A 15,838-nucleotide genomic window follows, 5' to 3' on the forward strand; every position below is an offset into this window, starting at 1 on the left:
TGCGGCACGACCCTGCGTAGCTCCTGTAACCTCGAACTTCTAACCTTTACCTTTTTTCCATGCTTCGTTGTTTGATCATCGACCAAATGCACGAGTCGATCGTCCCGCTGTTGCGTAACCTCGGCATAGAAGCCGATTACCAGCCCGATTACCAACGCGCCGACCTGCTGGCGTCACTTCCGGCGTACGAAGGACTCATCGTCCGCAGCAAAACCCGCATCGACGAAGAAGTGCTCCAACATGCGGAGAAACTGCGCTTTATCGGACGGGCCGGGGCCGGTCTGGACCTGATCGACGAACCGGCCGTGGCGCGGCGTGGCATTGCGCTGGCGCACGCGGCGGAAGGAAACCGCGATGCGGTAGGGGAGCATACCCTGGCGATGCTGCTGACCCTGATGAACCGGATCGCCTGGGCCGACCGCGAAGTGCGGGCATTTGCGTGGCACCGCGAACGCAACCGGGGCTACGAACTGGGCAGCGCTTGCGTCGGCATTGTGGGGTATGGCAACATGGGTCAGGCCTTTGCGCGTCGCCTGACGGGCTTCGGGTGCCAGGTGATCGCTTACGACAAATACCGCCCCCTGCAAGAAGAAGAGTTTGCGCAACGCGTGGACGAAGCAGCGATTTTCGAGCGGGCCGATGTGGTCAGTTTTCACTTGCCGTTGACCGACGAAACGCGCGGCATGGTCGACGACGCCTACCTGCGCCGGTTTCGCCATCCGATCTGGCTGTTGAACACCGCCCGTGGGGAAATTGTCCAACTGGAGGCGCTAGTACGTGCCCTGAACGACGGACGCGTACGGGGCGCAGGGCTGGATGTACTGGAAAATGAGAAAATGCAGCTCCTCACCGACGCACAACGCACTGTGCTGGAAGACTTATTTGCGAGCGACCGGGTCCTGTTTACGCCCCATGTGGCTGGCTGGACGCACGAATCGTACCGACGCATCAACGAAGTGCTGGTCACAAAAATTGGAGAGATTCTGGCAAAAAAACGTGTGGATTCCTGAGCGACGGATGTAAGATCGTATTGCATTTCTCTAAAAGAAGTGTCTATCTTTAGAACTTCGCGGTTTGCTGGGAAGATCGCGCGTGCCGTTCTCCATGTGATCTGATGCCAATGGTAAAAAAACTACTACTCTCTTTTCTTTTCGGGGCAGGTTTCATTTTTACGGTGGCAGCACAGACGGGAAAGTTATCGGGAACCGTGCTGGATGCCGCTACCAGCGAGCCCATTCCCTTTGCTAACGTGGTGGCGACCGAAAATGGCGTGCAGAAGGGCGGGGCTACTACCGACTTTGAAGGAAATTACCTGATTTCTTCGCTGGTGCCGGGCACGTACGAAGTTTCGGTTTCGGTGGTGGGCTACCAGCGGACGACCGTTGAGGGCGTCATCATCAACTTCGAGAAAACCCGTCGCCTCGACATCCGCCTGGAACAGGGCACTACCACGCTGGAAGAGGTCACCGTGGAGTACCAGCGTCCCCTGGTGGAGGCAGACAACACGTCGACCGGGGCCACACTAACGCGCGATCAGATTCAGAAACTCCCGACACGCAGCCTGAGTGCCATCATCACCACCGCGCCGGCGGTCTATTCGAACGACGACGGGGGCGCACTTAACATCAAAGGCAATCGCTCGGATGCCAACCAGGTGTTTATCAACGGCATCAAGGTGATCGGGCCCGCACCTTCGCTACCCGTAGAGGCCATCGAAGAGATTTCGGTGATTACGGGTGGTGTCCCGGCGCAGTTCGGCGATGCGACCGGAGGGATCATCAACATTACGACCCGCTCGGCTTCCAACCGCTATTTTGGCTCGGCTACGGCCGAAACGAGCCGCCCCTTTGATCAGTATCAGCAGGATCTGGCGGGCGCTACCTTATCGGGCCCGTTGCTGACCCGCCCCGATGCCAACAATCCTTCTCAGAAAAAAACGGTGCTGGGCTTTTTCACTGCGTTGCAATACCAGGGGCAACGCGATTCCGATCCGCCCGCCGGGGGGGTGTACGTGTTGCGTGACGAGCTGCTGGAACAGATCAAGCAGAATCCGCTGATCCGGAGTGGGTCGGGCATCATCTACGCGACCGATACGGTAAAACAGGGGGATCTCGTCAGACAGAGCTACCGCCCCAATGCCAACCGGCAACAATACACCGCCAACCTGTCGATCGATTTTCAACCAACTGACAATGTGCTCGTTACGGCGGGGGGGAACTTCGACCGCATCGACCAGCGGGCCGATGCTTCAGGAAGCACGGGGTCGGGCAATTTGTATTTCAATACGCCTTTTAACAGCGAAAACAATTCGCAGGACCTGAACCAGCGCTGGAACGCCTTCGTGCGTTTCGTGCAAAACTTCCGGCCCTCCGGCGAAAATTCGCTCATCAAAGATGCTTATTACCAGGTGCAGGCCGATTACGGTCAGCAGAGTGACGTGACGCGCGATGTGGTTCACAAGGATAACTTCATGAATTACCGCTACCTGGGGCAGTTCACACAGGAGTACAACGACTTGAACGTCGGGCCGCTCAGTGGTTTTTCTTTGGGAGGAACCCGATACGATTTTCAGGAACCCGATGGCGAGCGCGATGTGATCTTTCAGGACTTTCAGCCCTCCAACGTGGCCTTTACGCCGTCGAGTCTGAACCCTACGCTGGTGAATTACACGCAGGCGGCTTATAACCTGAACGAGGGTAGTCTGGCTACGTTGAACGACATCATTGCCAACCGGGGGCTGATCAACGGCCTGGGGCCCGACGCGACCTACGGCCTGTTTGCCAGCCCCGGCTCCACACAAAACCAGTACATCAAGGTTTTCAACGAACAGTACCGACTTTCGGCGCTGGGCGCGGTGACCATCGGCGGGCATACCATCAAAGCGGGGTTTGAGTACGAACAGCGGGTGCAGGCGAGCTACACCGTTTTGCCGGGCTTTTTGTGGTCGGCCGGGCGTACCAATCTGAACCGCCACCTGACGCAAAACGGCACCATCATCGGCATCGATTCGCTTTCCGATCCCAACAACATCTACGTGACGTTCGGAAACCAACTGTCGGGCAATCCTGACGGCGAAACCGGGCTGTATCCGGGGCAGAGCCGTTTCGATTACAACCTGCGGCAGCGCTACGGCATTCCGGCCGACCAGTACCTCAGTATCGATGAGTTTACGCCCGATCAGTTGTCGATCGATCTGTTCTCGGCCGACGAATTGCAGCAGTACGGCATTGTGGCGTACCAGGGCTACGATTACAAAGGCAATCGCCTGAAAGGAAGCACTTCGTTCCGCGATTTCTTCTTCGATGAGCAGAACCGACCGCAGGACGCGTACCGCCCCAACTATGCCGCGGCGTTCATCCAGGACAAGTTCGAGTTCGAAGACATCATCCTGAACATCGGTTTGCGGGTCGATCGCTTCGATGCCAACCAGCCCGTCTTACGCGACCGCAACTCGCTGACGCGTCTCATCACTGTGGGCGAAATGCGCAACAACGGCGTTGACTTCGGTAACTTCCGCAATCGGAATTATACGTTGCCCTCCACCGTCGGCGACGACTGGGTCGTCTACGTGGACCGTACGAGCGAAAGCTACGTACCGGGTTCCAACGAAAGCGACTACACCATTCTGGGCTACCGTGAAGGCGATCAGTTCTACGATGCCAATGGGCAGGAAGTGGCCAGCGCGCGCGGCGTGGTCGATGTCGGGGGCAACGGGCAGGTCAATCCGCTGTTTTCGTTGCAAGGTCTTTCGGAGGAAGAGCGAGAGCTACATACCCTGACGGGAATGACGCTCAACGCCTTTGAGGATTACAAACCGCAGATCGTTTTTCAGCCGCGCATCGCCTTTTCGTTCCCGATTTCCGAATCGGCGGCGTTTTTCGCGCACTACGACGTGCGGGCACAGCGACCCGGACGCGTGGCGGCTTCGCCCAGTTCTTACTATTTTCTGAACCAGACGGTGGGGCCGGTCCTGAGCAACCCCAACCTGAAGCCGGAGCGGCTGATCGATTACCAAGTGGGGTTTCAGCAGGTCTTGTCGCCGTCGTCCGCGTTGAAGCTTTCGGCGTTTTACAGCGAGTTGAAAGACCAGATCCAAATCGTCAACCTGCCGTTTGCCTATCCTAAAGCGTACCGGACGTTCGACAACATCGACTTTCAGACCTCCAAAGGACTGACGGTACAGTACGACCTGCGGCGTACGAATCACCTGCAGGTCAACGCGAGCTACACCTTGCAGTTTGCGGAAGGAACTGGCTCCAGCGATGTATCGGCGCTGTCGATCACGGAAGTTGGCGACCCGTACATCCGCCTGCCTCGCCCATTGAATTTCGACCAGCGTCATGCTTTCAAAATTACCCTCGATTACCGCTACGCTACCGGCGAAGGACCGTTGTTGTTCGGTAAGCCCATTCTGGAAAACGCCGGCGTGAATTTCTTCTTCTTTGCCGGCTCGGGAACACCTTTCACCCGCACGGGCGGCAACCCCAACTCGGCCGTAATTTCGGGGGTGCAGCAGCGTAGCCAGCTGGAGGGCTCCATCAACGCTTCGCGCATGCCGTGGAACATCCGTTCGCAGTTGCGCATCGACAAAAGCTTTGTCTTTCAGGGAGAAGAGAGCAAGCGCGCCCACAACCTGAACGTGTACGTGTATGTGCAAAACCTGCTGGATCGCCGCAATTGGATCGGCGTCTACGCTTACACCGGCAACCCCCGCGACGACGGTTTCCTCAATTCGGGGGTAGGGCAGGAGTACATCAACCGTCAGGCCGACCCGCAGGCGTTTCAGGAACTGTACCGCGTGCGTCTGGCCCGCCCTGATTTTTATTCACTGCCCCGGCGCATTCGGCTGGGCGTAGCCTACAGTTTTTAATCGTGTTGAATCGGATGAATCGAACGATAGCCCTCGGGGCCTTGCTCCTGTGGCTGGGGACCGGCACGCTTCTGGCCAAGGAAGTACCTGGTAAAAATAATCCGGGCGACAAGCCTACGTCCGCACCGCCGCCGCCGGCAACCCCGCTGGCCGACGAGCCCTGCGCGCCGTTTGCGAGTACGTCGCGGGCCGAGCTGGACATCAACCGCGTGCGCGCCCTGGTGCTGAACGGGGGCGATATGTGGTGGAACCTGGAAGACGCCCCCCGCTACGAAGTGCCCAAACAAGACGACCCCACGCAGCCCAAGAAACACTCTTTGTTTGCCGGAGCCGTGTGGATCGGAGGGCGCGAAGCCCGTACCGGCAACCTGCTGGTGTCGGCACAAACCTACCGGCAGGGCAACCAGACCAGCTACTGGCCGGGACCGCTGAACGACCAGGGCATTACGGCCAACGACACGTGCGTGGTGTGGAACCGACATTTTAAGGTGAGTGCCGCCACCATCGACGACTTTATTGCCGACTATACCGACGACATTGAGCCGGAGGCTATTCCGGACGAGATCCGCTACTGGCCGGGGCGGGGCAACCTGTTTATGCTCGAACTGTTCGAGAAAGGAGCCGATTGGGCCAACCACATGAACCGCAGCCTGGCTCCCTTCGTCGATGTGGATGGGGACGGCATTTACAATCCGCAGAACGGAGACTATCCGCGCATCCGGGGCGATCAGTCGATTTGGTGGATTATGAACGACGCGGGCGGCACCAAAGACCTGGGCGAAGGCACCGGCGGAGCGGCCATTGGCATGGAAGTGAAGGTCGAAGCCTTTGCTTATTCCACCAACGATTACGTGGATTTCATGACGTTCTACGAACAGACGCTCATCAACAAAGGCTCCCGCACGGTCGAGGAAACGTATATGGGGCAGTGGGTCGATCCGGACCTGGGCAACTACGACGATGATTTTGTGGGGTGCGACGTGGAACGGGGGCTGGGCATCTGTTACAACGGCGACGAACTGGACGAGGGCATCCGGGGCTACGGCGAAAATCCGCCTTCCATCGGAGTCGACTTTTTCGAAGGACCGCGGGCCGACCCTAACGACGGCATCGACAACGACCGCGACTGTTTGATTGACGAAGGAGAAGACGGTGTGGACAACGACGGCGACGGCGAAATCGACGAGGAAGACGAGAAGGAGTTGATCATCATGTCCAACTTCCTCTACTATAATAACGACTTCAACCCCATTAACGGGAACCCCGAAAACATCACGCACTATTTCAACTACCTGCGCAGCATCTGGAAGAACGGCAACCGCGTCACTTACGATGGCAAAGACGGCACGACACAGAACGCTGCGTTGCCAAGTGCGGCCTTCATGTTTCCGGGCGAATCTGACCTGGAAACGGGCTGGGGGCTGGGGGGTACCTGCCAGACGCCAGTCAACAACCCGAACGTCAACTACCGTTGGGACGAGAATTACATCGACCGCGGCGCAGGCAAGAATGTGCCGGCCGACCGTCGCTTCCTGCAATCGGCAGGGCCATTCACGCTGGAGCCCGGCGCTACGAACCGCATCACCATCGGAGTGGTGTGGGCGCGCGCCAACTCCGGGGGCGCTACGGGTTCGTTCAATGCATTATTAGCGGCAGATGACCTGGCACAGCGCCTTTTCGACCGCAACTTTGAATTTTTGGACGGACCGAATGCGCCCGATCTGGCCATCACCGAACTGGATCAGGAACTGATCATCACCATTACGCCCGATACGTTTTCGATCGTGCCGGGTGGTCCGCAGGTCACGACCGAAAGCTACGTGGAGTACGACAACGCAACGGCCAACATTCCCGGTGTGGAAGATCCTTACTACCGTTTTCAGGGATACCGGTTGTACCAGTTGCGTGACAACACCGTGTCGACCAGCGAAGTCAACGACGCCACCAAAGCACGGCTGGTGTTGCAGGCCGATTTGCGCGACGACATTACTACGCTGATCAATTACGAGTTCGATCCGACCGTGGGGCAGGAGGTACCCGTGCTTAAAGTCTCGGGCGAAAACAACGGCCTGGCGCGTACGGTACGCATCACGCAGGATTTGTTTGCGTCTGGTGAGTCGCAATTGGTCAATTACAAGCGCTACTATTATACCATTGTCGCGTATGCGGCCAACGGCGATCCGCTGAACCCGACGCCCTATCTGGAAGGCAGAAACAATGGACAGGCCTACACGGCTATCCCGCACAAAACGGAGTTTACCGACGGCGGGCTGGTGCTGAATGCCATTTATGGAACGCAGGTTGACATTACGCGTTTGTTCGGCGTGGGCAGTGGCGGGCAGACGCTCGAACTGGTCGAAGGACAAGAGGCGCAGATGCTCAGTCCCGACAACAACTACCGGGTGCAGGAACTGACGTACCGGGCGGGCAACGCACCGGTTGTGGTCAAGGTCTACGATCCCCGCCGCGTCACCGAAGCCGAGTTCCAGCTGGATTTGTACAGCCGCCTGGTGTACGACAAAACCGCGACGAACTACCAGCCGCAGGTGGGTGATACACTCATCAGCACCGGTAATTACACGAATCCGTCGTTAGGCGGTGGGTCGCGCGTGTCGCAAATTCCGCAGACCGCCGGTGTGGCCGTCGTACGGCGTATCCGAACGACCGAAGAAACCGACCGGTACCGGTCGCTGGAAGTCGACGTCCTCAACGACGAAGTAGGCGGGACGTTTGTATTGACCTACGACTCGATCCTGACCCGGCAATCGACCAACGATCCGGAAGTGTTCATCGGGTACACGCGTGCGCCGCAGCCCTTCATCAAAAAAGGAAATCCGGCGCAAAGCGCCTCCTGCGCAGCGTTCGATCTGCACGACTACTGGGAGTTGACCAACCTGACCACGGGCGTAGTGCTTCCCTCGCAAAAGCGTGTATCGGAGTTTGACGAACAACTGGTGCCCGACTACGGCATTTCGATCCTGGTGCAGAACGTGCGCGATCCGGGGTACCTCGTCTTCGAAAATACCGGTAACGGATTCCGTGATGCCCGTTTTCGCTTTTCGAACGACGAGCGGCCGTGGCTCAACCTGATTCCCGATGGCGTGGCGGATGGGGGCGTGGACTGGCTGCTGTCGGACGATAGTCCTTTGCTCAACAGTCGCGATCAGGTCAGTTACTCGTACGATCCTAACTTAGTTTATAAATCCGTCCTGGATGGTAGGGTAGCCCCCTATCTTCTGGTGGAGTCGGTCAACGAGTACGACGAGGAAGAGGGGACTTCGGGGGGGAGCTATCCGTTGCCGTCAGCAAGCACGAACGTGAGCGCCCTCAACAAACTCAATAACGTCGACATCGTAATCACGGCCGACAAGAGCCTGTGGAGTCGGGTGCCGGTCCTGCAAACCGACCTTCGTGCCAACAGCGCGCCCATCAGTGCGTACCGGCTAAACCGCAGCACCCTGCCGTCGTTGAACTCGGATTTTGCGCCCAGCGGCGAACAGAGTCCATATGATCCGAGTCGCCCCTCCACCGGCATGTCGTGGTTTCCGGGATACGCCATCGACCTGGACAAAGGCGTGCGTCTCAACCTCATGTTTGCCGAGTCGCGCGAAGCCGATCCGGCGCAGGGCGACAACCTCCAATGGCAACCCACCACCGCCGCCGATGGAGGTCGGAATTTCGTCTACATCACCAACACGCCTTACGACCAAGGCCGGGCGCTGGAGCGCTACCTCGATTCGCTCGAATTCACGACGCTGAGCAAGCGAGCCACCTTCGGGCAAGAGATGAGCGCCTTTTACCAGCGAAACGTCACGTGGGTGTTCAACCCCCGGCAGAACGGGCAGTACGATTTTCTGGACAGCGATGCCCGCATTCAATTGCGGGTCGACAAAGCCTTCCGTTCGTATCCGACGGGCGACGCCACCCAACCGCGCTATTTCTTTACTACGCAGGGTATTGCCGCCCAGCGGGGCCAGGTGGAAGTAGCCAAAACCGCGCTGGATCTGGTGCGGGCCGTGCCCAATCCGTACTACGCGTATTCGGACTACGAAACCACCCAGCTCGACAACCGCGTGCGGTTTACGAACCTGCCGCAACGGTGCGTCCTGACCATTTTTACGGCCAACGGTACGCTGATCCGGCAACTGCGGAAAGACGACAACACGACGTTCCTCGACTGGGATTTACGCAACCGGGAGAATCTGCCCATTGCGTCGGGCATGTACCTGATTCACGTCGACGCCTTCGAGCTGGGCGAGCGCGTCATCAAATGGTTCGGCATCAACCGTCCGGCCGATCTGGATTCGTTCTAGGAAAGCCCAGGGCTTGGAATTTTATAACCGAGTGATTCTATGAAGAGATTGTTACCCGTTGCGCTGGGGCTGGTCCTCGGACTGATTCCGAAGGTGCATGCCGGAAACGAAGAAAAGGGCGGGCAGGCCGGCGCGACGGAGCTGCTCATCAACCCGTGGGCGCGAAGCACCGGCTGGGCGGGCGTCTATACGTCGGGGGCGCATGGGGTAGAAGCCATGAACCTGAACATCGGGGGGCTGGCGCGTATCCAGAAAACCGACCTGATGCTGAGCAACACACGCTACCTGTCCGGTTCGGGCATCAGCCTGTACAGCATTGGCCTGGCGCAGCGCGTCGGCGACTCGGGCGCGTTGGGCCTGAGCCTGACGGCCATGAACTGGGGCGAAATCGAAGAAACCACGGTGCAGAACCCCGATGGAACGGGCAGTACGTTTCTCCCCCAGTTTTTCAACATCGGGGTGAGCTATTCCAAAATCTTTTCGGATCGGATTTCGGGTGGCATCCTGGTCCGGGTCATCTCCGAATCGATCAGCAACGTCAGTGCCGTCGGCGTCGCGTTCGACGCGGGCATTCAGTACCAGACCGGCGAGCGCAACCAGTTCAAGTTTGGGGTGGCACTGCGCAACGTGGGGCCCAAAATGCGTTACAGCGGCAACGGGCTGGTGTTCCGGGCGCAACCCGGCACGGGCCAGAACTTCCTGGCCGCCGCCGACCGCCGTTCCGAATCGTTCGAAATGCCCGCCTTGCTCAACATCGGCCTCTCATACGACTTTGAGCTGGGTCTGAACCATCGCCTGACCGCCGCCGGTAATTTTCAGTCCAACTCGTTCACCAGCGACGAATACCAGGTCGGCGTCGAGTACGCCTTCATGGAATACTTCATGGTGCGCGGTGGGTTCAACTACCAGCGGGGGGCGTTTCAGGGGCCGGGCAACGACTTCAACGTCATGATGGGACCCGCCGCCGGAGGGACGCTCCAGGTGCCTTTCGGGAAGGCCGATGCCAGCGGCAACAAGGCGCGGCGGTTCGGGGTAGATTACTCGTATCAGCCCACCGATTTCTTCAGCGGAAACCACGCCATTGCCCTTCGTTTGAGCCTTTAGGAGCGCGAATTTTCCCGCAAATCAAGCGCAGGAGAAATTTGCGATTTTGGACAAATAAGTTACATTTGTCGGAAGCCACACGCCTTAAACAGACGCTCAGTTAAATTTTTAAAGCGAGTGTGGCGCTCAGAAAAGCATTCATTCAAAACTTTTCTTGATACCCAAGTTGGAAAGAACGGTTTCGCTAACCGTTCTTTTTTGTTATTCTCATCCAAACCATTAGAGCAAAGTAAATTTATAAATCGTTATGGCGAAAGTAACCTATTACACCGAAGAGGGGCTAAATCGGTTAAAGAACGAACTGACCGAATTGAAGTCGAAAGGACGTGCGGACATAGCCCGACAAATCGCCGAAGCCCGTGACAAGGGTGATCTGAGTGAGAATGCCGAGTACGATGCCGCCAAAGACGCACAAGGCCTTCTGGAGTTGAAAATTTCGAAGCTGGAAGAAGTCGTTTCCAATGCGCGCGTATTGGACGAATCGAATGTCGACCTTTCCAAAGTGTCGATCCTGTCGACCGTGAAAATCCGCAACATCAAAAACGGCGCGACGGTTACGTATACATTGGTATCGGAAGAAGAAGCGAACCTGAAGCAAGGCAAAATTTCGGTTCAGTCGCCTATCGGGAAAGGGTTGTTGGGCAAAGAAGTGGGCGATAAGACGGAAATCAAGGTGCCTGCCGGTTCGCTGGAGTTCGAAGTGCTGGAAATTACCCGCTAAGCATGGCTACGATTTTCACGCGTATCATCAACGGAGAATTGCCAAGCCACCGCGTGGCCGAGGACGAACACCACTTCGCTTTCCTCGACATTAATCCGGTGGCCCCGGGGCACACGCTCGTGGTACCGAAACAAGAGATCGACTACATTTTCGATATGGAGTCCGACGCCTATGCGGCGTTGATGCAGTTTTGCCACCAACTGGCGCCTTCGGTGCAGCAGGCCGTGCCCTGCAAGCGGGTCGGCATTGCGGTGATCGGACTGGAAGTACCGCACGTGCACGTGCACCTGGTGCCGATGCAGCAGGTAGACGACCTGAACTTTGCCAAACCAAAAATGAACATGGCGTCGGACGAGCTGGCACGCATCGCCGAAAAAATCCGACAGCATTACGCGCAACACGCCTGAGCGGTTCGCGACCACCTTTTTAGGAAAAGCCGTTCTGTTAACGCAGAGCGGCTTTTTTTGTGACAGCAAGAAGTTACCGGATACGATCAGGATTGTTCTTCAGGAAGTCGCCCCACCCTCCGGATTTGCTGCTGAGCCGCAATCCGCCACTTTGCTGGTGATGGCACACTGCTGCGGCGAGGGCATCGGTCGCGTCGAGCATTTTGTCCTTGTCGTGCTTGAAGTTCAGGATAACCTGGAGCATGGCGGCTACCTGTTCTTTGGAGGCGTTGCCGTTGCCGGTCACGGCCTGTTTGATCTTGCGCGGAGCGTATTCCATCACCGGGATTTCGCGCGCTAGTGCCGCCGCTAATGCTACGCCCTGTGCGCGGCCCAGCTTGAGCATCGACTGTACGTTCTTGCCAAAAAACGGTGCTTCCACGGCCATTTCGTCGGGCAGGTACTCCTCGATGAGTTGCGTCACGCGCTCGAAGATTTTCTTTAGCTTTATTGCGTGGTTGGGGTACTTGTGCAGGTGAATAACGCCGTATTGCAACAGAACCGGCTGGGAACCCACCACCTGAATTAGCCCATACCCCATCACATTTGTGCCTGGGTCAATGCCCAGAATAATTTTGCCGTCCACAGTGGCCTCCATGTTACAAAGGTACAAGATAAGCAAGCCCGTCAAAGTCCTGCAACGCTGGTTTCCGGTGGTTTGGTGCATCGGCCTATTGGGCGGACTCGCCTACCGGCTGGCGACACAACCCATGGAAGCGGCGTGGCAACTGGCCCCGCAACCGCGTTTTTGGGTTCCGGCGCTGGCGATGGTGCCGCTCAACTGGGGCCTGGAAGCCCTGAAATGGCAACGATTGGTGCGGCGCATCGAATCGCTGGACTGGCGCACCGCCCTGCGGTCGGTCCTGAGTGGATTGGCGGCCGATGTGGCCAGCCTGCCGGGACTCGGCGATTACCTGGGGCGTACGGTGCAGCTCGGCTCGAAGCAACGCTTCTATGCGGTGGTGCCGCTGATGCTCGGCAACGTGTTGCAGGCCAGTGTGGCAGTGCTGGCGGGGAGTGTCGGGGCCGCAATGCTGGTGGCGCGGGCAGGGTGGCAACTGCCAGCGGTGGCGGTATCGCCAGTGACCTTACTGTTGGGGAGCTTGGCCGTGCTGGGAACCGCGTTGGCGGCGGGGTATGCGCTACAGCGACTTTCAGCTCCCGTGCGCGAAGCACTCGTGCAACTGACGCGCTGGTCCCGAACCGAACTGGCCGAGATCAGCCTGTTGGCGCTGGCGCGTTACGCGGTGTTTAGCCTACAATTTGTATTGATGCTGCTGGCCTTCGGCGTGATGCCCCACGCCACGTTGCCCGGTGCGGCAGAAGCGCCGATTTCGTTCGCCACGGTGGGCATTCTGCTGGGCGGCGTAGCCTTTTATTTTCTGGTGAAAACGCTGTTGCCTTTCCTGAGTTGGTGGGGTGGACTGGGCCTGCGCGAAGCGACCACCGCCTTTTTCTTTAGCTACTGGGGCATCGAAGCGGCTCCGGTAGTGGCGGCCGGAATCGGTCTCTGGTGTATCAACGTGGCGTTTCCGGCTCTGTTGGGTGCCGGTTTAAGCTGGCGCGCCCGCTGGAGTACTGCCCGATGACTGCACTGGTGTTTGGAGTATTGGCACTATACGTTGCCCTGACGTTGCTTCTGTATTACCATTGGCGGCAAATTCCGGAGCGACCCCCAACGGCGCAGGCCCCTCCCACAACTCGCCTTTCTGTCATCATTCCCGTCCGCAACGAAGCCGACAACATTGTGGCGCTGCTGCAAGACCTGGATCGGCAAACGTATCCGCATTTTGAAGTGGTCGTGATGGACGATGCGTCGAACGACGGCACCGGCGAATTGGTCAGACGCTTTGCTCAACATGCCCGCTATGCGTTGCACTGCCACCGCCTCGCGCCGCTGGACGGCGTGGTGGCGTATAAAAAGCGGGCCTTGGCCGAAGGCATTTCCCGCAGTATTGGCACGCTGGTCGTCACCACGGATGGCGACTGCCGGGTAGGGCCGAACTGGTTGCGAGCCATCGCCACGGCCTACGAAGCCGAGCGCCCGGCCTTAATTAGTGCGCCCGTCACATTTCTGGGAGCGAAGACCTTGTTCGAACAGATGCAGGTGATCGAGTTTGCGAGCCTGGTCGGTGCCGGAGGAGCTTCGATGCAGGCCGGAGCGCCAAACATGTGCAACGGCGCGAACTTGGCGTACGAGCGGGCGGCTTTCGAACGGGTGGGGGGCTTCGCCGGAACGGACCACCTTGCTTCGGGCGACGACGAGTTGCTCATGCACAAAATTGCCCGCGCTACACAGAACCGTCTTCTGTTTCTGAAAACCCCGGCCGCGGTCGTGCAGACCCGCCCCCACGCCCGGTTGCAAGAGTTTGTGCAGCAGCGCCGCCGCTGGGCGAGCAAGTGGCAGACTTACCGCGACGTACGCCCTCGGTTACTGGCCGTCTTCATCTTCAGCGTGCATCTGCTGATGCTCGGCAGCTTGGGAGCGGCGTTCGCCGGCGCGATGGACTGGGCGACTGTCGGGCTGGCGTGGGGCATAAAAGCGGCCGTAGAGGCGCTCTACCTGCATCGCGTTGTGCGCGACCTCGGTAAACCTTTTCGCTGGTTCGTTTTTTTGGGTTTACAGCTTGCATATAGTCCCTACGTTGTGTTATTTGGGGTACTGGGGAATTTACAAAAGACTTATCGCTGGAAGGGTAGGTTCGTTCGGTGAACAACGTGGGAATCCCAGCGGTTATTAACTAGCTTTGTTGGCTTCTCGAAGAAGAAAGCATGGAAGAACTGGCTTTCGATGTGATGGAGGAACTACATTTTGTAACTTCCTTCCGAAATCTTTGTACGCGTCTTGAATGTGACGAAAAGCAACTGACCGATGTGTTGAAAGACATGATCGGACGTGGGTGGGTTCGTAGTGTTCCGTCGCCCGAACATGAGCGAGAAAAAGCAACTGCGCCACAACGCGGTGACGAATTCTCTGCGTCTTTCTTTCTAGCCACGAAAGAAGGCCTGCTGGCGCATCATGGCATGGGGCATTAATCAAGAGAGAAGTTTAACGAATACGTGAGATGGGAAGAACGACACCATTTCTTAACTTTTTAATCTAGTATGCTTAACACTGCCATTCTGGAACATCCTGATTTTCGCTACCGACTTAAGCAGCTGGAACTCAACTCGCTGCTGGAAATTACGCAGGCCATCAACGAAGAAGTGCCTGAAGAATCGCTTTACAAGATCTTTCAGTTCACCTTACGGGCGAATCTGGGCATTGAACGGTTGGCCCTGTACGTGCGCGAGCGGGAGTGGAGCTGCAAGGTGCATTTCGGCATCGGGAAAGAAAACCTGCCCGATTGCGTCACCAAAGAACTGAGCGAACTTACTTCCGTGGCCCGGGTGCAGGAAGAAGCCGCCCTTGCTCCCTACCACGCGTTCGATTTTGTGGTGCCGGTCCAACTGGAAGGCATGGTGCGGGCGTTTGTGCTGGTCGGTGAGAAAAAGGGTGAGCCTTTGGCATCCGATTCACTCTCGTTCATCCAGACGCTGAGCAACATTCTGTTGGTCGCCGTAGAAAACAAACGGCTGGTGCGCTACCGGATCGAACAGGAAGCGCTGCGCCGCGAAATGCAGATCGCCCAGCGCGTGCAAAATCTGCTCTTTCCCAAATCGTTGCCTAATTCCGATTTCCTGAGCTTAAAAGCCGATTACTGGCCCCACCACTCGGTCGGGGGGGATTACTACGATTGCATCGACCTGACCAACGATCGCTTTCTGATGTGCGTGGCCGACGTATCGGGCAAAGGCATTCCGGCGGCGCTGCTCATGTCTAATTTTCAGGCCTCGCTCCGTACGCTGGCACGCCAGACCACCGATCTGGTGCGGATCGTCAAAGAGCTAAACCATCAGATTCGGGAAAACAGCAACGGCGAAAACTTCATCACTTTTTTCGGTGCGCTTTGCGATCGTTCGGCAAAGACCCTGACCTACGTGAACGCCGGTCACAACCCGCCGGTACTGGTAAAAACCGACGGCTCGTACCAGTTGCTGGAAAGCGGCACCACCGTCCTCGGCATTTTCGAGACGCTGCCTTTTGTGCAGCAGGAAACCCTGCCGATGTGCGATAGCCTGCTGTTTGCTTACACCGACGGCGTCACCGAAACGTTCAACCAGGACCAGGAACAGTTCGGGATGGAACGCCTGCTGGATCTATTGCTGCTGCACCGCGACCAACCCCTGGAGGGACTGCATCGGCACCTGATGGCGGAGCTGGATCAGTTTCGGGGCGGGGTTGCTTACAGCGACGACGTGACGCTGCTGTCCGCGCGCCTTCGGTTAGCCGAAGAGCCTTCCGTGACGGTCACCCACGCGGGACCGTAACCTCATAGTCGCA

General features: G+C 57.8%; 11 protein-coding genes. 10 read left to right on the plus strand and 1 reads right to left on the minus strand.

Features of this window, described 5'->3' with window-relative positions; all coding sequences use genetic code 11:
* Positions 1-59 precede the first annotated feature (59 nt).
* From BLR44_RS00355 to BLR44_RS00380, 6 genes are all read left to right on the plus strand, one after another.
* Complete coding sequence (locus BLR44_RS00355) at positions 60-1,010, plus strand: NAD(P)-dependent oxidoreductase (protein WP_089677790.1); 951 nt, start codon at positions 60-62, stop codon at positions 1,008-1,010.
* Between the two features lie 164 nt (positions 1,011-1,174).
* Entirely contained in the window at positions 1,175-4,870 is a 3,696-nt protein-coding gene (locus tag BLR44_RS00360; RefSeq protein ID WP_218126980.1) for a TonB-dependent receptor, read from the plus strand.
* Positions 4,871-4,884: 14 nt separating this feature from the next.
* Positions 4,885-9,183: a hypothetical protein gene (locus BLR44_RS00365; protein ID WP_143017041.1), complete on the plus strand. Its 4,299-nt coding sequence runs from the start codon at positions 4,885-4,887 to the stop codon at positions 9,181-9,183.
* 39 nt (positions 9,184-9,222) lie between these two features.
* Positions 9,223-10,287, plus strand: coding sequence for a PorV/PorQ family protein (locus BLR44_RS00370; protein WP_143017042.1), 1,065 nt, complete (start codon positions 9,223-9,225; stop codon positions 10,285-10,287).
* 247 nt (positions 10,288-10,534) lie between these two features.
* Positions 10,535-11,008 (plus strand): transcription elongation factor GreA, encoded by a 474-nt coding sequence (gene greA, locus BLR44_RS00375; protein ID WP_089677799.1) that lies wholly within the window; start codon positions 10,535-10,537, stop codon positions 11,006-11,008.
* A gap of 2 nt (positions 11,009-11,010) precedes the next feature.
* Positions 11,011-11,415, plus strand: a complete 405-nt coding sequence (locus BLR44_RS00380; RefSeq protein WP_089677801.1) for an HIT family protein — start codon at positions 11,011-11,013, stop codon at positions 11,413-11,415.
* A 73-nt stretch (positions 11,416-11,488) separates the two neighbouring features.
* On the opposite strand, the gene ruvC is transcribed toward BLR44_RS00380, so the two are convergent.
* Complete coding sequence (gene ruvC, locus BLR44_RS00385) at positions 11,489-12,052, minus strand: crossover junction endodeoxyribonuclease RuvC (protein WP_089679029.1); 564 nt, start codon at positions 12,050-12,052, stop codon at positions 11,489-11,491.
* Between ruvC and BLR44_RS00390 the strand changes: the two genes are divergently transcribed.
* The 4 genes from BLR44_RS00390 to BLR44_RS00405 all read left to right on the plus strand — a co-directional run bounded on the left by BLR44_RS00390 (position 12,051) and on the right by BLR44_RS00405 (position 15,825).
* A complete protein-coding gene (locus BLR44_RS00390; protein ID WP_143017043.1) occupies positions 12,051-13,043 on the plus strand; it encodes a lysylphosphatidylglycerol synthase transmembrane domain-containing protein in 993 nt (330 codons plus the stop codon). The genes ruvC and BLR44_RS00390 overlap by 2 nt on opposite strands.
* The gene (locus BLR44_RS00395) at positions 13,040-14,167 is read left to right on the plus strand and encodes a glycosyltransferase (RefSeq protein WP_089677806.1); all 1,128 of its coding nucleotides are present in this window, start codon (positions 13,040-13,042) and stop codon (positions 14,165-14,167) included. Before BLR44_RS00390 ends, BLR44_RS00395 begins: the two co-directional genes overlap by 4 nt.
* 59 nt (positions 14,168-14,226) lie before the next feature.
* Positions 14,227-14,490 (plus strand): hypothetical protein, encoded by a 264-nt coding sequence (locus BLR44_RS00400; protein ID WP_089677809.1) that lies wholly within the window; start codon positions 14,227-14,229, stop codon positions 14,488-14,490.
* A gap of 69 nt (positions 14,491-14,559) precedes the next feature.
* Positions 14,560-15,825: a PP2C family protein-serine/threonine phosphatase gene (locus BLR44_RS00405; protein WP_245705931.1), complete on the plus strand. Its 1,266-nt coding sequence runs from the start codon at positions 14,560-14,562 to the stop codon at positions 15,823-15,825.
* Positions 15,826-15,838: the final 13 nt, after the last annotated feature.

This window comes from Catalinimonas alkaloidigena (genome assembly GCF_900100765.1).
GTDB classification, from domain to species: domain Bacteria; phylum Bacteroidota; class Bacteroidia; order Cytophagales; family Flexibacteraceae; genus Mooreia; species Mooreia alkaloidigena.